General features: G+C 71.3%; 15 protein-coding genes. 5 read left to right on the forward strand and 10 right to left on the reverse strand.

All coding sequences use genetic code 11. The features are described from left to right. Positions 1-2: 2 nt before the first annotated feature. Both ACZ63D_RS05470 and ACZ63D_RS05475 read right to left on the reverse strand, forming a co-directional pair. Positions 3-560, reverse strand: coding sequence for a cysteine dioxygenase family protein (locus ACZ63D_RS05470; protein ID WP_465353083.1), 558 nt, complete (start codon positions 558-560; stop codon positions 3-5). A gap of 25 nt (positions 561-585) precedes the next feature. Then, a complete protein-coding gene (locus ACZ63D_RS05475; RefSeq protein ID WP_465353084.1) occupies positions 586-1236 on the reverse strand; it encodes a dihydrofolate reductase family protein in 651 nt (216 codons plus the stop codon). A gap of 63 nt (positions 1237-1299) precedes the next feature. On the opposite strand from ACZ63D_RS05475, the gene ACZ63D_RS05480 reads away from it, so the two are divergent. Continuing rightward, the gene (locus tag ACZ63D_RS05480) at positions 1300-2265 is read left to right on the forward strand and encodes a LysR family transcriptional regulator (RefSeq protein ID WP_465353085.1); all 966 of its coding nucleotides are present in this window, start codon (positions 1300-1302) and stop codon (positions 2263-2265) included. Between the two features lie 110 nt (positions 2266-2375). On the opposite strand, the gene ACZ63D_RS05485 is transcribed toward ACZ63D_RS05480, so the two are convergent. The 8 genes from ACZ63D_RS05485 to ACZ63D_RS05520 all read right to left on the reverse strand — a co-directional run bounded on the left by ACZ63D_RS05485 (position 2376) and on the right by ACZ63D_RS05520 (position 12028). Then, a complete protein-coding gene (locus ACZ63D_RS05485; protein WP_465353086.1) occupies positions 2376-5498 on the reverse strand; it encodes an NACHT domain-containing protein in 3123 nt (1040 codons plus the stop codon). A 63-nt stretch (positions 5499-5561) separates the two neighbouring features. Beyond that, entirely contained in the window at positions 5562-7115 is a 1554-nt protein-coding gene (locus ACZ63D_RS05490; protein WP_465353087.1) for an FAD-dependent oxidoreductase, read from the reverse strand. Further along, the gene (locus tag ACZ63D_RS05495) at positions 7112-7843 is read right to left on the reverse strand and encodes a class I SAM-dependent methyltransferase (protein ID WP_465353088.1); all 732 of its coding nucleotides are present in this window, start codon (positions 7841-7843) and stop codon (positions 7112-7114) included. The genes ACZ63D_RS05490 and ACZ63D_RS05495 overlap by 4 nt, the downstream gene beginning before the upstream one ends. Further along, a complete protein-coding gene (locus tag ACZ63D_RS05500; RefSeq protein WP_465353089.1) occupies positions 7840-8169 on the reverse strand; it encodes a lycopene cyclase domain-containing protein in 330 nt (109 codons plus the stop codon). The genes ACZ63D_RS05495 and ACZ63D_RS05500 overlap by 4 nt, the downstream gene beginning before the upstream one ends. Further along, positions 8166-8495, reverse strand: a complete 330-nt coding sequence (locus ACZ63D_RS05505) for a lycopene cyclase domain-containing protein (RefSeq protein WP_465353090.1) — start codon at positions 8493-8495, stop codon at positions 8166-8168. The genes ACZ63D_RS05500 and ACZ63D_RS05505 overlap by 4 nt, the downstream gene beginning before the upstream one ends. A 1-nt stretch (position 8496) precedes the next feature. Beyond that, on the reverse strand, positions 8497-9459 hold the full coding sequence (locus ACZ63D_RS05510; protein WP_465353091.1) for a phytoene/squalene synthase family protein: 963 nt from the start codon (positions 9457-9459) through the stop codon (positions 8497-8499). Beyond that, positions 9456-10931, reverse strand: coding sequence for a phytoene desaturase family protein (gene crtI, locus ACZ63D_RS05515; protein ID WP_465353092.1), 1476 nt, complete (start codon positions 10929-10931; stop codon positions 9456-9458). Before crtI ends, ACZ63D_RS05510 begins: the two co-directional genes overlap by 4 nt. Further along, the gene (locus tag ACZ63D_RS05520; protein ID WP_465353093.1) at positions 10928-12028 is read right to left on the reverse strand and encodes a polyprenyl synthetase family protein; all 1101 of its coding nucleotides are present in this window, start codon (positions 12026-12028) and stop codon (positions 10928-10930) included. Before ACZ63D_RS05520 ends, crtI begins: the two co-directional genes overlap by 4 nt. A 286-nt stretch (positions 12029-12314) precedes the next feature. On the opposite strand from ACZ63D_RS05520, the gene ACZ63D_RS05525 reads away from it, so the two are divergent. From ACZ63D_RS05525 to ACZ63D_RS05540, 4 genes are all read left to right on the forward strand, one after another. Then, on the forward strand, positions 12315-13229 hold the full coding sequence (locus ACZ63D_RS05525) for a MerR family transcriptional regulator (RefSeq protein WP_465353094.1): 915 nt from the start codon (positions 12315-12317) through the stop codon (positions 13227-13229). A 54-nt stretch (positions 13230-13283) separates the two neighbouring features. Further along, positions 13284-14297 carry a DUF5914 domain-containing protein gene (locus tag ACZ63D_RS05530; RefSeq protein WP_465353095.1) on the forward strand — a complete coding sequence of 338 codons (1014 nt, stop codon included), beginning with the start codon at positions 13284-13286 and terminating at the stop codon, positions 14295-14297. Positions 14298-14406: 109 nt separating this feature from the next. Continuing rightward, positions 14407-15759 (forward strand): TIGR01777 family oxidoreductase, encoded by a 1353-nt coding sequence (locus tag ACZ63D_RS05535; protein WP_465353096.1) that lies wholly within the window; start codon positions 14407-14409, stop codon positions 15757-15759. After that, the gene (locus ACZ63D_RS05540) at positions 15756-17234 is read left to right on the forward strand and encodes a cryptochrome/photolyase family protein (RefSeq protein WP_465353097.1); all 1479 of its coding nucleotides are present in this window, start codon (positions 15756-15758) and stop codon (positions 17232-17234) included. Before ACZ63D_RS05535 ends, ACZ63D_RS05540 begins: the two co-directional genes overlap by 4 nt. Positions 17235-17269 lie beyond the last annotated feature (35 nt).

The raw sequence follows: 17269 nt of genomic DNA on the forward strand, positions 1-17269 counted from the left end.
GTCTACTGCTGGGCGTTCCACCCTGAAACGAACCATCGGGCTGCTCCAGTCACCGGGTCGTAAAACCGCCGTTCGATGGTGCCGATGTTGGCTCCATAGACGTGAATGCCGATGGTGGGCACGTTCCCGACGGCCGCGACGGCGTGGACGTCGTCGTCGGTCGTGCAGCACACGGTGACTTGTCCGCGCTCCCACACCTGTTCCCCGGCTGGTGTGAGGGGTCTGCCCGTCTCGGCCGCCGTGGGTTTGACGTAGCGGAACTCGCGTTCGGCACCCGAGTAGATGCCGACGACGCCCCAGGTCTCGTGTCCGTGCACGGGTGTGCGTTGACCGACGCTCCACACGACGGAGGCCACGCACCACCTGTCGTCGGGATCGATGTAGAGCGGGTAGTTGACGTGGTGCTCCTCCGACGCCCGGGTGAACTCAGGAGGAAGCTGGTAGTCGCTGGCCAGCAGAGCGGACAACCGCTCCGCGACTCGCTTGGTGATCTCGTACTGGTCGTCGGTCGTGCGGACTACGAGATCCACGTCGTCGATGAAGTTCCGCATAGTGTTCATGATTGTCTCCGTCAAGGCCTGTATGTCACGACAGCACTCGGTAGGTCACGTGCGTGACCAGGCTCGTCGTCCGCGCCGTCACCTGTTCCAGCTTCAGCGGCGGGACGCCATCGAAGACCCGGGTCCCGGCGCCGAGCGTGAGGGGCGCGATGTGCAGGCGCAGTTCGTCAATCAGACCGGCGGCGAGGTACTGATTGATGGTGGTCGCGCCGCCCAGGATGCTGACAATGCCGTCGCCGGCCGCCGCGCGTGCCTGGGCCAGTGCGGACTCGATGCCGTCGGTCACGAAGTGGTAGGTGGTGCCGCCCTCCATCGGCTGTGGCTCGCGTGTGTGGTGGGTGAGGACGAAGACCGGGACGTGAAACGGCGGGTTGTCGCCCCACCAGCCGTTCCACTGCCGGTCCCACTCGCCACGCACCGGGCCGAACATGTTGCGGCCCATGATGACCGCCGAGTAGGCGCCTAGCTGGTCGATCTCGGCCCGGTTCTCGTCAGGAGCCTCGGCGAACCAGGCGTGCAGCCGGTCGCCCCAGCCATCACCGCCGTCGTCGCCGAACGGCCGTTCCTCGGTCTGGTTGAGCCCGGCCGAGTACCCGTCCGCCGAGATCGTGATTTCGCCAATCACTCGCATTGCCGTCTTCCTTGTCCTGCCCTGTTTCCTGTCTGCCATCAGCATGAAACAGCCATCGCATGACGTCCAATGCCAACTCGGCTCGCAACACATTGATATCTTTGATGCATGCTGAACCTGGTTCATCTGAAGGTCCTGGCCGCAGTGGCCCGGCACGGGTCAGTGACCGGAGCGGCAAAAGAGCTGCACTACTCCCAGCCCTCGGTGAGCCATCACCTGTCCCGCCTGGAGGCGGCCACCGGTGTCCGGCTCCTGCAGCGGATCGGCCGTGGCGTCCGGTTGACGCCGGAAGGGCAGTTGCTGGCCCAGCGGGCCGCCGAGATCGTGGGCCGGGTCGACGCCGCGGCCAACGAACTCGCAGCACAGGTCGGCCTGCAGGCCGGGCGGGTCCGGCTGGCCGCCAACGCCTCGGCGCTGAGCACCATCGTGCCCACGGCGGTCGCCACGCTGGCGCGGGAACACCCGGGAATCGAGCTGAGCCTGATCGAGCGGCACCCGGTCGAGGCGCTCCAGCTGTTGCGCCACGGCGAGATCGACGTCGCCCTCGTCTTCCGGCACGCCGACACCCAGGTGGAGGACGAGGAGTTCCGCCTGGTCCACATCGCCGACGACCCGATCTACCTGATCAGCCAGCGGCCGGGCGACAGTCTCACGAACCATCGCCACTCCGCCTGGATCGGCGGTTGCGAACGGTGCCAGAACGAGCTGAACGCGGTGTGCCGGCACGAGGGCTTCACGCCCCGCATCACCTCGCACAGCGACGACATGGTTGTCGTACAAGCCCTCGTCGCCGCAGGCATAGGCGTGACCACGCTGCCGGGGCTCGCGCTGCGCGCCCACCGCCGGCCCGACATCCACGCCACTGAACTCACCGGCTTTCAGCGCCGAATCCACGCCGCCACCTACGGCGACCCACCCGACCCGCCCGCCGTCACCGCCGTACTAGCCGCACTCACCGAAGCAACCACGCCGACAACCTCGACCGCAACGCCGACAACCACATCCCGCCGAAAAACCCGACGAGACAAGGAGATGACCAGCGAGCAGCGGTACAAGCCCACCCACAAGCCTTGACAATTCCTCCAAGCCGGATCGACTCAGCGCTGTCGCAGAACGTCGAGGGCGCTGCCTCGCCTTACCGTGACGCCGCTTCGAGGCGTGGCTGAGGCGACTGCTCGCGCACCCTAATCGCGCAGCTTCGCGGCGAGTTCGTCGCCGACGGCCTTCGCCGCGATCCGGAGGTCCGACTCGTCCGCCCCGCGCAGTTCCAGGACGTGGAGCCGGTCGGCCAGCGGTCGCAGCCGGGCCAGGTCGTCGAGCGGGTACGGATCGCGCAGCACCAGCCGGCTCAGCGCGGGCAGCTCGCCCAAGGCCTCGACCTCGTCCGGCAGCAGCACTCCGTTCACCGTCACCTTCTCCAGCGAGCGCAACCGCTCGATGCCCAGCAGCGACCGGCTGTCCGGGCGGTTGTGGATCGCCAGTTCGGTCAGGGCCAGCCCGGCCGGAATGGCGTGCAGGCCGTCGGAAAGGGCGGGGTGCCGAAGCGACAGGGAACGCAGCGGAGTCCCGGCCAGCGTGTCGAGGGCCGGGTAGGTCCGCACCGTTTTGCCGATCGTGAGCAGGCGCAGCTTCTCGACCGAGGAGCCGGCCAGGCCGGACAAATCCCGCAGCGAGCTGTAGGCGGAGATGGTCAGCACTTTCAGCGCGGCACAGTCCGCCAGCGGACTCAGGTCCCGGACTACCTCGTTGGACGCGATTTCCAACCGCCGCAACCGCGGCACGGCGGCGAGCGGGCGGAGGCCGTCCCGGTCGCTGACCAGCGCGATGTCGCCGATCATCTTCACCGCGCGCAGCGTCACCAGATGCCGCAGCCGGGGCAGCATCCCCCACCGGTGCACGTTCAGCACCAGGTCTCCGAAGTCCACTTTGGACAGCAGCTCGGCGGCGTAGTCCTCGGAGAAGTCGAACGCCCGCCATCCGCGCAGCAACTCGTTGACGACCGTGGACTGGTGCATCGCGGTGAACGGCCGGATCTTCTGCCAGGCTTCCTCGCCGCCCACCAGAGCGAGGGTGCGCAGCACCGCCGCGGCGGCGGTGTCCCGGTTCGGCCCGGTCAGCTCGTCCGGTCCGGGCAGCAGGCCGACGACGAACCGGCCGGCCTTCGCCAGCATCTCCGCCTGCTGGACGTCGACCGGCGGCACCAGCTGGCGCGCTGCCTCCTCGACCTCGACGCGCCGGCTGTGCGGATCCACCACGTCGGCGTACTCCAAGCACGCCGCGGCGACCAGTTTCAGCCGGTCCGCGACGGCCTTGTCGGTGCTGCGCCCGGCCCGCCGCAAGAGACTGCCGAGCAGCTCGGCGACCTCGCCTTCCCGCGCTCGCGCCGCGGCCATGAAGACGACCTCGTACCAATAGTCCTCGTGCGCGTGGCTGGCCAGTTCGTCGAGCTGCCCCCGCTTCACGAGGTCGGCGGCGGCCAGATAGTCGCGGAACGTGCGGTGGATGAACTGGATCTGATGGTCGGCAGCGCTCTCCCGCAGCACGGACCGCTCCAGCAAGTGCTGCAGCAGCGGTCCGGCGGGGAGATCCTGCGCACGCAACCCCTTCTTCGCCTCATCCAGCCGGTCGAGCGCCTCCGGCCGGGGCACCAGCAGTTCGTTGCGCCGCACCATCGACGAGGCGAACCGCTCCAGCAGAATCTGCTTCTCCGCCTTGCCCAGGTCGACTCCGTCGACGGCCGTCATCCCGCGGTGCGCCGTGTCGTCCCAGCGCGTGAGCAACAGGTCGATCGCCTGGTCGAGCAGTTCCCGGCGGGTCCGGGGCAGGTACTGGTCCTCGCGGTACAGGGCGCACAGCAGCCCGGCCATCAAGGGGCTGGACACCAGGCCGCGCAGGTTCGGGCGGGTCTCCAGCTCCGTTCGAAGCCGCTCCGGATACGTCTTCAGCAGTTCCCGCTGTTCGGCGCCCGGCTCCTGGTCGGCAGCGGCGGCGAACCAGCGGTCGATGACCCGGCCGAGGCCGAGCCGGCTCAGTTCCGGCAGCTCGAACCGCTCCAGGCCGATCCCGGTTTCGGTCTCGACGAACCATTGATCGTCCACCGCGGACGGCCGGGTGCTCACCACGCACCGAGCGTCCGGGTAGGCGAGCACCAGCGTCTCGATCCACTGACGAGCGCTCGCGCGCCGATCCGCCACCAGTTCGTCGAGCCCGTCGACCAGCAGCATCGCCCGGCCGGACGCGAACAATTCGGTGGCCCAGCCCCGCGGTTTCTCCTCGGCGAGCGGGGGCGCGACGGCGGCCAGCAGCAACTCCGGGTCCTTCGGCAGGTCGGTTTCCGAGAACAGGCGCAACGAGATCGGGAAGGGCACGACCCCGCACCACGGACCCTCTTCGTCGTGCCGGCGCGCGACATCGTTGGCCAGCCAGGCCAGGAACGTCGTCTTGCCGGCGCCCGCGCCTCCGAGCAGCAGAACCCGGCGCGCGTCGGCGATGGCGCTGGCGGAGTCCGTGCCCGCACCGGTCAGCTCCGGGTCAGGCGCCGCCGGCCGCCGCCGCGTGACGGGCGGGACGACGTAGTACTTGTCGAACGAGCAATCGGCCGGGCCGCGCCGCCGGGCGACTTTGAACAGCTCGAAACCCGCGTTGTCCTCCCGGACGAAATCGACGTAGCGTTTTTCGAAGTTCCGATCCGGAATGGGATCGGTGTCGGATGTCCGGTCCGGATAGGAATCGTCCGGGCGGCTGATCCACGCGTCGCTTCGGGTTTCCTTGTTCTCCACGCGAACGCGGCGGTAGGACTTCGGCCGGGCGGCCGCGATGTGCTGGACCACCTCGTCGTAGAACCACGCCGACACCGCGAGCGCCACCGCTCCGGACGACTTGTCCAGCGCCCCGCGCAACGGCGCCGAGTTGACCAGCCGGAAGGCGAGGTTGATGGCGGTGCCGGTGTAGCCGTGGCTGTCCGCGGCGACCTCGCCGGCGTGAAACGCCACCCTCAGCTGGATCCGCTCGCGCTCGGGCAGCCGGTCGTTGCGCTCGCCGAGGGCGCGCGCCAGCTCGTCCGGCAGGACCGCCGCGAGCGGATTCTTGGAGAACCGGCCCGGAACCAGAATCAGCACGCCGTCGCCGCGATCCTCGTGCGGGCACTCGTCCCAGGGGATCCCGGACCGGCCGAACGCCGTCTCCAGCGCGCGGTAAACGCCTGCCCTTGCCTCGATCTGCGCCGGCCGGGTCAGGAAACGGCTGAATTCCTTGCTGTCGACGACGACAATCGCATAGTGGCCGTCGGCGGGCCCGCTCCTGGTCACGAATTCCAAGCTACACCGAGGACCCGGGAACGGTCCCGGGCTCGTTTCATGCCCGCGAGCGGCTCAAGAAGCCGACCGCGAAAGCCCGGAACCGGTGGTGGCCGCCAGCCGGTGCAGCAGAGGGATGCGGCCGCGGTTGGGCACGGAAGTCAGGGGGTGGCCAGTGATGCCCCAATGTTCGAGCAGCCTGTTGGCTGCCGCCCAGCCGGTCGTCGCCGCTCGTTCCATCAGCGCGACGGGGAGATCGATCCGGACGCTGTCGCCGGCGAGCACCAGCGCCGGATCAGGAGTAACCACGGACGGCCGGTTTGCGAAGGCCCCGGGGGCGAACAGGGGACAGTCCTGTCGGCGAATGGTCTTCTCGGCGACGACGCGTGCGTCCGCGGTTTCGGGGTAGAGCTGGTGCAGCCTGGCATCCATCGTGCGCGTCAGGTCCGCGGTGTCTCCGGTCGCCGCGTAGGCGTGCAGTTCCACGACTGCCCCGCCGGTCCGGGCGGCCCAGCTTCGGGCTTGGCCTTCGAAACGGTCGAGCAGACTGATGTTGTCCAGCGGCGGAAGACCTCCGGTGCCGAGGAACGGCGGCCGGTGCGCGGCAGCGGGGCGGTCGAGCCACAGCCGCCGTACGACGAACGGCGGCGCGGTGTGCAGCGTGCCGATCGAGGCGTGCCATGCGGGCGTGCCGATCTCCAGCGAATTGGCTAGGACATTGCGCAGGCCGGGCAGATCGCAGGCCAGGACGACGGCGTCGACAGCCTGCTCGCCGTCGCTGTGCGTCACGATGAAGCCGTCGGCGGAACGTTCCAGCGCGAGCACCTCGGTGGCGGTGCGGACGGCGACCCCGCGGGCGGAGAGGTACTCGGCGAGAGGGTCCCAGAGTGCCTGCGGGAAAGGTTCGGCGGGCACGTCGAAGACGAGTCCTTCGCTGGAACCGAGGAAATAGAGATGGAACATGGTCGCCAGTTCGGCGGCGGACAGCTCGGAGGGGGCGGCGAAGAAGCTGCGGGAGAACACTTCGAGCGCCAGGTGCCGGGCGGCGGGCGGGAAGCGCATTGACTGGAGGAACGCCTCCGCGTCTACGTGATCGAGCCGGGTATAGGTCTCCGGCACGCTTACTGTCGCCAGGGGCAATGCCTCGCGGGCGTTGAGCCGCAGCAGGTCGCGAAGCCGGAACGTGGGGCTGCGCAAGGCGAAGGCGAGTGCGTTCCACGGTGGCGTACGCGGCAGGCCGGCGAACGTGTCGGTGCGGCCGTGCGCGTCGACGAGCGGGTAGTCGGCGAGCGGGACGAGACGTTCCAGGCCGGGATCAGTGCGGGTCAGCAGGGCGCGGAGGTTGTAGTACTGGCGGAAGAACGCGTGGAAACCCCGGCTCATGGTGACCGGTGTTCCGTCGGGGAGGTGTTCGGGCCAGCCGCCGACCCTTCCGCCCAGATACGTCTCCCGCTCGAACACGGTCACGGTGACGCCGCGTTCGACCAGCCCGGTCGCGGCGGTCAGCCCGGCGACTCCGGCGCCTACCACGGCGACCGCGGGGCGGCGGCCCAGCAGACCCGCGTCCGCCAGCCCGGGGCGCGCGGGCCGGGTGACGCGCCGGGGATCCGGTTTGCGGTGCGCCGTCACGGCTTTTCCGGTGCGACGGTGCCGGTGATCGTGTGCACTATGCCTTGTTGCCAGCCGGGGACCGAGGCGCTGCGGACGTCGCGGAAGCCCGCGCGGGCGAGGCGCGCGGCCAGCGCGGACGCGCCGTCGAAGCGCAGCACGCTCCGGTGCAGATGGCGGTAGAGGGCGGCGTCCCCGGTGGTCGCCGCGCCCAGCGGGATGATCACGGCCGTGCAGACCGCGTTCCACATCAGCAGCGCGCGGCGGGAGTCGCGGACCGAGTACTCGTGCAGGGCGATCCGGCCGCCGGGCCGCAGAAGGCTGCCCAGCCTGCGCAGCTGGGTGTCCGGATCGGCCAGATTGCGGACCAGGTAGGCGGCGAAAACCGCGTCGAACGGTCCGGCCACGCCGGCCAGGTCCTCGGCGGAGGTGTGCACGAACTCGACGTTGCCCGGCCACGATTTGGCGCGGGCCTGGGCCAGCATCGCGGACGAAGCGTCGAAGGCGATGATCCGGGCGGCGGGGGCGACCGACAGCAGCGCCGCGGTGGACGCGCCAGTGCCGCATCCGGCGTCGAGCAGCCGCAAACCGCGGCCGTCCCCGGGCAGGCCGAGCCGTTGCGCCGAGAGCCGCAGATGGCGGTGATACCCGGGACTGGCTCCGGTGAGCCGGTCGTACCAGGGGGCGTGGGCGTCGAAGGCCGCGGGCACCTCGGCCCGCGGCAGCCCGTCGCCGGGCATGGCGCTCATGAGGTCTCCTGTTCGTCGCGGTGCGGTCTCCGGCGTTCCCACAGCAGCAAGACAGCGGTCACCAGCGCGAAGCCGAAAAGGAAGTCCTCGACCGGGATGTCCCAGGGGAATCGCCAGCCGGTGACGGCCTCCGGCGCGTAGCGCACGATCGGCGCGGACAGTTTCGTGAGCCAGCCGTCCACGGGAATCTGGAACCCGGTGACGATCACGACGGTGACCCAGTAGGCGGCGCTCCGGAACAGCCCGGTCCGCAGCACCAGGAGTTCGGCCGCGACCACGGCGGCGACCGCGAGCACCGCGGGAACCGTGTAGCCCCAAGGCATCATCGCGGCGCTCGCCGTCGCAGCCAGGCCATGGTCAGCTGGACGCTCTCGTAGGTGAGCACTCCGCAGATCGGAACGACCGCGAAGAACAGCACTTCTTCCAGGGGAACCGAGAACGGCAGCCGGACGCCGGTGACGAACTCGGGCGTGAAGTCCCAGATCCCGGCGGCGATCGCGATCGCGTCCCACAGCAGGAACACCGCGCTCACGGGCAGGATCGCGCGGGCGAGCCGGCGGGGCTGGCGGTAGACGCGCGCGCCGGCTAACTCCAGCGGCAGCGTCACCAGCACACAGGCCGCCAGCACCAGCAGGTATTCGGTCTTGCCCATGTCAGGCCTCCGCCGCCGGAGCGAGGACTGGCTCGTGGCGCCACCGCGCCCACAGCGCGCGAGACCACGCGCGACCGGCCACCGTGAGCCGCCGGCCGCGGGACACGGCCGCGCGGCCGCCGAACACGTCGCACCCGGCGTCCTCGATGCGGTCGAGGATCCGGCCGTACAGCTCCGCCGCGGTGGCGACGCAGGGCCGCGAGGCGGGATGCAGCATGGCGACGCCGGGCGCGGCTTCCCGGTAGACCCGGCGGGTGATCGCGATCTGCTCCCGGATCGCGGTGCGGACCGCGGCGTCGGCCCGCCGCCGCTCGGCGCACCAGGCGAGACGGGCGCGATCCACGCCGTGGACGGCCAGTTCGTCGGCGGGCAGGTAGACCCGGCCGCGCTCGAGGTCCTCGGCGACGTCGCGCAGGAAGTTGGTGAGCTGGAAGGCGGTGCCGAGCGCGGCCGCGCGGGGTTCGGCCTCCTCGCGGGTCGCGACAGTGCCCAGCACGGGCAGCATCTGCAAGCCGATCACCTCGGCCGATCCGTGCACGTACCGGGCCAGCTCCGCCCGTGACGGGTAGTCGGCGACGGTGAGGTCCATGCGCATCGAGGTGACGAACGCGGTGAAGTACGCGGCCGGCAGCGCGTACCGGGTCGCGGTGTCGACCAGCGCCGCGAGCAGCGGATCGTCGCTGGTCCCCTTGTCGAGATCGGCGAGCAGCCGGGCGTGCGCTTCGGCCAGGCGCCGATCCAGCGATGCCGGTGTGTCGGCGGGACCGGGCGAGTCCACCACGTCGTCGAGGGCGCGGGCGAATCCGTACAGCGCGTGGACGGCGGGCCGCTGGGCGGGAGAAAGCAGCCGGGTGGCCAGGAAGTAGGTGCGGCCGTGCCGGGCGTTGACCGCGCGGCACCAGGCATACGCCGCCCGCAGCCGGGGCGCTCGGATGCCGGCGGCGTCGAGTTCGCGGCGGGTCATCGCGGGCCTCCGGTGATCCGGTCCGCGGCCAGCCTGCCGGAGATCAGCACGGTCGGCACGCCCACGCCCGGCACGGTGCCGCCTCCGGCCAGCACGGCGTTGACCGTGCCGGCGGGCAGGTTCCGCGGCCGGAACGGGCCGGTCTGCGGGAACGAATGCGCGTAGCTGAACGGGGTCCCGGCCACGAGGCCCCGGCGTGCCCAGTCGGCCGGGCTGACGACGTGGGAGAACTCGGGTTCGAACCCGGGCAGGTGCCGCTCGCGCACGACCTCGAGGATTTCTTCGGCGTAGGAACCGGCTTTCCGGGCCCAGTCGATCGGGCCTCGCTCGAGGTTGGGGACCGGGGCGAGGACGGAGAACAGGTGCCGGCCGGCGGGCGCGAGCCGCGGCGCGGACACGGTCGGCCGGGTGATCAGCAGCGACGGGTCGCTCATCGGCCGGCCCGCGGCGATCAGGTCGTCGAAGGTCGTTTTCCAGCCGTGGCCGAAGGAAATCGTGTGATGCCCGACCTGCGGCCAGTTTCCGGTACCGCCGGTGTGCACGATCAGGGCCGAGGGCGCCGCGCGCAGCGGTGCCAAGCGGCGCGGCGTCCGTCCGAGCAACCGGTAGCTTTCCGGAGGCTCCGTGGTGAGGACCACCGCGTCGCAAGGAAAACGTTCCCCCGCCGCCGTCCGGACCGCAGTGACTCTGGCTCCGTGCCGTTCCAGCTCGGTCGCCTCGTCGCCGTAGCGGAAGTCGACGCCTGCCGCCGCGGCGGCACGTGCCAGAGCTTTCGGGAGCGCGGCCATGCCGCCCTCCGGGAAGAACACTCCCGCCACCGTGTCCATGTACGCGATAACCGCGTACAGCGCGAGGGCGCGCATCGGCGATTCGCCCGCGTAGAGCGCCTGAAACGTGAACACCCGCCGCAACCGCTCGTCGCGGAGGAACGTGCCGACCTTGGCGTCCCAGCGCCGGAAACCGCCCAGTGCCGCCAGCCTCGCGAGTTCGGGCCTCAGCATGCCCAGCGGCGAGTCGATGTTCGCGTCGACGAAACGGCTGAACTCCGCACGGTAGAGCCGGGTCAGCCAGTCCCGCAGCTTCAGGTAGCCCTCCGCGTCGGCCGGACCCGCGAATTCGCGGATCGCGGCGGCCATCTGCTCGCCGGAGGAGTGCACCGGCAGCACGCTGCCGTCGGCGAACCGCGCGGAATACGCGGGATCCAGGCGCGTCAACGGCAATTCCCGGTCCAGGTCGGCGCCGACCGCGGCGAAGGTGTCGCGCAGAATCGAAGGCATCGTCAGGACAGTCGGCCCGGTGTCGAGCAGATACCCGTCCCGCTCGGCGAATCCAGCGCGGCCGCCAGGTCCGGCATCGCGCTCCACGACGGTCACCGACCGTCCCCTGCCCGCCAGGTGCAGCGCCGCGGCCAGACCGGACAGGCCCGCTCCCACCACGACGACTCGATCCGTGCGCCCGGGAACCGTTTTCACCGGGTTCGCTCCGTGCAGCGCAGGGCGAGTTCGGAGAGCAGGCCGAGCGCGTGGCGCGGGATCACCGCCGCTTCCGCCGCGGCGATCGCCTTCTCCGTGCGTTCGCGGATGAGTTCCTCCATCCGCTCGCGCGCGCCAGTGGCGACGATCAGCCCGCGCCATCGCTCGACGAGGCCGTCGTCAACGTCCTCGACCACGGCTACCTCCGCGAGGGCCGCCCGCTGGCCCCGGTCGGCCATCCGAGCGGCCAGGACCACCACGCTGGAAGCCTTGCGCTCGCGCAGATCCTGGCCGTCCGGCTTGCCGGTGGCCGCGGCTTCGCCGAACACGCCGAGCAGATCGTCGCGCAGCTGGAACGCCTCCCCCACCAGTCCGCCGAACTCGCCGAGCCGGTCGAGACCGGCCGCGGAGCACCCGGCCAGCGCCGCGCCGAATTCCAGCGGGCGCCGCACGGTGTAGTTCCCGGATTTGCGGCGCAGGACGTCCAGCGCCGTTTCCCAGCTGGGCAGCGCGCGGGCGTCGGCCGCCAAGTCCGCGAGCTGGCCGACCGCCAGCTCGGAGCGCATGCGGTCGTAGTGCGGCCATCCCCGGGCGAGCGCGGCGGAATCGAGGCCGCTGCCGCGCAGCATCTGCTCGGACCAGACCAGGAAGAGGTCGCCGGCCAGGATCGCCGCCGCGTCGCCGAACCGCCGGGCGGATCCGCGCCACCCCTGGTCCGCGTGCCAGCGTGCGAAACGCGCGTGCAGCGCGGGCCGTCCCCGCCGCACCGGCGACTGGTCCATGACGTCGTCCTGGGCCAGCGCGAAGCAGTGCAGCAGTTCCAGGCTCGCCGCGGCACGCAGCGCGGCGTCGGATTCCGCTTTCCCGCAGCACCAGCCGACATAGGCGAACAGGGGGCGCAGGCATTTCCCGCCCGCCACGAACTCGGGCAGCGCGGTCTCGGCGAGGCGGCCTTCGGCCCGGCCGGCGAAATGCTCGGCGACCCGCGCTTCGGCGAACTTCCGGGCCTCGTCGAGACACCTCCGGCCGACGACGTCGAGCCATGCGGAAGACGTCTGCGCGACCGTGGTCGCTTCTCCCGCCGCGGACTCCGCCACACGCTCTCCCCACTGCCGACCCAATCGATTCACAACCGTTTCATAATTGCCGGAGGTTGTCCACCGCAGCCGCCGGAGGGGCCGCGGCCCGTCCCGCTGGCGGCCGAGGGTGCACAGCACCGGCTTGGCTAAGCTGTCGGGGCAGTTCACCGGTCTGCGCGGACAGGCGGCCAGGGCTGTCATCAGATGCCGCACCGGACGCCGGGGCGTCCTTCATCCGCTGGGTGGAGCCGACCTGGCGGGCCGCGCGCCGGTCGGCGGTAGCTGCGACGGGAACGTGGTGTCGATGAACGCGGAAACAGGTGCGGCCTCTCGCGCCGGAAGGTCGTGGGCGGCGGGGAAGGTCGCCGACGTCCTGGGGGTTTCCCCCGTGACGCTGCGGACGTGGAACGCGCGCTACAGGGTCGGCCCGTCCCTGCCGGGAGACGGGCGGCACCGGCGCTACTCCGACGCCGATGTCCGCCGCCTGCAGCACATGCAACGGCTCATCGCGAGCGGCATGCGCGCCCGCGAAGCCGCCGCGGCCGTTTTCGGCGAAGCAGAAGCCCCTCTCGAAGCGAAGCCCGGGCGCACGGCCGAGCTGACCCGTGCCGCCGAAGCTCTCGAGTTCGCCTCGATAGCCGCGCTGCTGGACCACTCGCTCCGCAGCATCGGGTCGGCCGCGACCTGGACCGACTTGCTCGCCCCCGCCCTGCGGGAACTCGGGCGGCGCTGGCAGCGCGGCGAAACGTGCTTCGCTTCCGAATGGGCGCTCACCAGCGAAACCTCGCTGGCACTGGAACGCCAGAGCGCCCGGTTCGCCGACCCCGCGCCCGGACGTCCGGTTCTGCTGTCCTGCTGCCCCGGCGAAGCACACACGCTGCCGATGGAGGTCCTGCGCGCCGAGTTGGCCGAGCGAGGCGTCCCGGCGGTCTTCCTCGGTCCGACGGCCTCGTCCGAAACCATCGCGGCCATGACCTCGGCTCTCGACCCGGCGCTGGTGATGCTCTGGGCGGCCGCGCCGTCCACCGCGGACGAGCCGGTGCGGCTGCGCCTGGAACAGCAAGGGGCCGCGGTCGTCCTGGCCGGTCCGGGATGGACGCACCTCGCCGAGCGGGGCCTGGCCGGGGTCGACAGCCTTTCCGATGCCCTCGACCTGGTCGCCGCGCACCTGGACTCGCCGCAGAGCGCCAACCGTTGCAACATCGCTCCACATGCGTGAGGATTCCGGTGATCGGCCAACCCGGCCGGCAGCGGAAGACGGGAGCGGTGCGCAGTGGATCTCGGCCGGCGGTGGATCGGGCGATGGCCGGCTCGCTGGCCAGTCCAGCCCTTTCGCGAACCGCGATGGGCGCGACAGGAACCCACTTTCGGCGACTGCAGCCCCGCCGTCATCGATGCCGCCCTCGAACGCGCCGAAGCCCGTCCGTCCGGCAACTGGTTCGTGATCGCGGCCGCCCGCGACGTCGGGGCGAGCCGCCCGTTCGGAGTCGCCGTCGGCGGACGCGAACTCGTGGCCTGGCGCGGCGAGGACGGCGCGGTTTCCGTCGGCCCGGGCGCGTGCCCGCATCTGGGCGCACCGCTCGAGCAGGCGCGGGTGGACTGCGGCGAACTGGTGTGCCGATGGCACGGCCTGCGGATCGGCCCTGGTCGCGCCGGGTGGTCCCCGGTGCCCTGCCACGACGACGGGGTCCTGGTGTGGGCGCGGCTCGACGAACTGGGCGGGGAGCCGCCGACCGAGCGCCCGGTGGTTCCGGCACGGCCTTCCGGCGTCACCGTCGACGCGGTGGCGACGCTGGTCGGAACCTGCGAGCCGGGCGACATCGTGGCCAACCGGCTCGACCCGTGGCACGGAGCCTGGTTCCACCCGTACTCCTTCACCCGGCTGCGGGTGCTGTCCGCACCGCGCGAGCGCGACGTGCCGCAGCCGCAGAACCGGTTCGTCGTCGAAGTCACCTTCCGGCTGGCCGGTTCCTGGGGCGTTCCGGTGATCGCCGAATTCACCTGTCCGGAACCGCGGACCGTCTTGATGACCATCGTGGAGGGCGAAGGCGAAGGCAGTGTGGTCGAAACCCACGCCACCCCGCTCGGCCCCGGGCCGGACGGACTCCCGCGCACCGCGGTGATCGAGGCGACCATAGCCACGTCCGCACGGCCGGGTTTCGCGCGGGCCAGCCGGGTCTCTCCGGTATTGCGCCCGTTGATGCGCCGAGCGGCCGCACGGCTGTGGCGGGACGACCTCGCCTACGCCGAACGACGGTTTTTCCTTCGTACACAACGGAAAACCTAATCGCGTCCGCGCGGACGTCCGGCGGAATACCGGTCCGGCAGACGCGCGGCGGGGAATCGGTGCGGCAGCGTCGCTCCGGCCAAGCCACTGGATGACTTACGGAGTCTCGATGGGATTGAGGTTCACCAGCGTCGTGCCCGCCGACCTGGCGGAGGTCTTCGCTTGGCACACCCGGCCCGGCGCGCTGTCCCGGCTGATTCCGCCGTGGCAGCCGCTGCGGCCGGTGGCCGAGGCGACCGACGTCCGGGACGGCACCGCGGTGCTCGGACTGCCCGGCGGATTGCGCTGGGCAGCCGCGCACCAGGCCGACGGCTACGACGCACCGCATCAGTTCGTGGACCAGGTGGTGAGCCAGCCGTTCGCGACCGCCGTGCCGTGGCGGCACACGCACCGCTTCGACGGCGAAGCCGACGGCTCGACCCGCGTCACCGACACCGTCGACACGCCGGTGCCGGGTTTCCTGCTGCAGTCGATGTTCCGCTACCGGCACAACCAGCTGGCCGAGGACCTGGCCTCGGCCGCGCGCGCCAAGGCATGGCACCGCGGCCCGGTCACGGTCGCCGTCACCGGGTCGAGCGGACTAGTCGGCACGGCGGTGTGCGCGCTGCTGAGCACCACCGGGCATCGGGTCGTCCGACTGGTGCGCCGACCGCCGCGCACCCGCGACGAGCGCCAGTGGAATCCGTCCGCGCCGGCGGGCGACCTCCTGCAAGGCGTCGACGCGCTGGTGCATCTGGCCGGCGCGTCGATCGCGGGCCGTTTCACCGAGCGCCACAAGGAAAATCTGCGCGCCTCGCGAATCGGTCCCACCCGTCTGCTGGCCGAACTCGCGGCGCGGTCCGGAGCGGAGACGGTCGTGTGCGCGTCCGCGATCGGCTATTACGGCAACGACCGGGGAGAGCAGGTTCTGACCGAGGACAGCGAGCGCGGCGACGGGTTCATCGCCGACCTGGTCGCCGACTGGGAAGACGCCGCCCGGGCCGCCGCCGGAGCCGGGGTCCGCACGGTTTCGGTGCGGACCGGCATCGTGCAGTCGCCGCGCGGCGGCACGCTGCGGATGCTGCTCCCGCTGTTCGCCGCCGGTCTGGGCGGGCGCATCGGATCCGGCCGGCAGTGGCTGTCCTGGATCGGCATCGACGATCTCGCCGACATCTATCTGCGCGCTGTGCTCGACGAGACGCTGTCCGGCCCGGTGAACGCGGTCGCGCCCAATCCGGTGCGCAACGGCGAGTACGCCGAGGTCCTCGCCTCGGTGCTGCGCCGGCCGGCGCTGCTGCCGGTCCCGGCGCTGGGACCCCGGCTGCTGCTCGGCGGCCAGGGCGCGGACGAGCTCGCGCTGGCCAGCCAGCAGGTGCTGCCCGCCCGGCTCACCGCGCTCGAGCACCGGTTCCGCCATCCCGGGCTGGAGGTCGCGTTGCGGCACCTCACGGGCCACCGCGACCTCGAAGCGGCCGGCCGATGAGCCGGGAGACGCCGCTGCTGCTGTTCGGCGACCAGCTCGGGCCGCACTTCCGGGCCGGGCACGCGGACCGGCAGGTGGTGCTGGTCGAATCGCTCGCCGCGCTGCGGCGACGGCCCTTCCACCGGCAGAAACTGCACCTGGTGCTGTCCGGCCTGCGCCACCTGGGCGCCGAACTGGGCGATCAGGCGGTGGTCCTGCGCAGCGAGACCTATCGGGAGGCCCTCCAGGAATTCGGGCGGCCGGTGCTCGTGCACGAGCCGAGTTCGCACGGGGCGGCGCGCCTGGTCGAGCAACTGCGCGCGGACGGTCTGGTCGCCGACGTCCTGCCCACTCCGGCGTTCGCCCTGTCCCGCGCCGAGTTCGCCGAGTGGGCCGGGGCACGAAAGCGCTTCCTCATGGAGGACTTCTACCGCGACCAGCGACGGCGCTTCGACGTGCTGATGGACGGCGACGAGCCGGTCGGCGGCCGGTGGAACTTCGACGCCGACAACCGCGAACCTCCCCCTTCCGGTGCCGCGAGGCTCGGCATCGCACGACCGTGGCTGCCGGACGAGGACGGCATCGACGCGCAGGTGCGGCGAGATCTCGACGACTGGGCGTTTCCCACGGTCGGTTCGGACGGCCCGCGCCGGTTCGCGATCACCGGGGCCGAGGCCCTGACTGCGGTGCGGCATTTCGTCGACGAACGGCTCGCGTCATTCGGTCCGTACGAAGACGCGGTGCTGGCCAAGGATTGGGCGATGGCGCATTCGCTGCTGTCGGTGCCGCTCAACCACGGGCTGCTGCACCCGCTGGAAGTGGTGCGGGCGGCCGAGTCCGCACACCGGGACGGCAGGCTGCCGCTCGCCAGTGTCGAAGGGTTCGTGCGGCAGGTGCTGGGCTGGCGGGAGTACGTCTGGCAGCTCTACTGGCATCTGGGACCGGACTACCTGGACCGCAACGCGTTCGGCGCCACCGAACCGCTGCCCGGCTGGTGGACGGCGCTGCGGCCGGGGCAGATCCGCGCGGCTTGCGTGCGCACCGCCCTGGAGTCGGTGCGCGATCGCGGCTGGGTGCACCACATCCAGCGCCTGATGGTGCTGGGCAACCACGCGCTGCAACGCGGCTACGACCCGCGCGCCCTCAACGACTGGTTCGCCACCGCGTTCGTGGACGGGACGCCGTGGGTGATGCCGGTGAACGTGATCGGGATGAGCCAGCACGCCGACGGCGGCGTCGTCGCGACGAAGCCGTATCTCAGCGGCGGCGCCTACCTCAACAAGATGACCGACCACTGCCGCGATTGCTGGTTCGACCCCCGGCGGCGCCGGGGCGAGCGGGCCTGCCCGTTCACCGCTGGCTACTGGGCTTGGCTGAGCAGAAACGAAGAACCGATGCGCGCCAACCACCGGATGGCACGACCGCTGCATTCCCTGCGCAATCTCGACGACCTCGCCGAGGTCGTAAAGCAGGAAGACGACCGCCGGGCTTTCTGACCGCGCTATCGCGTTCGGACCCTCGGACGCTTTCC

This window comes from Amycolatopsis sp. NPDC104775 (genome assembly GCF_055583325.1).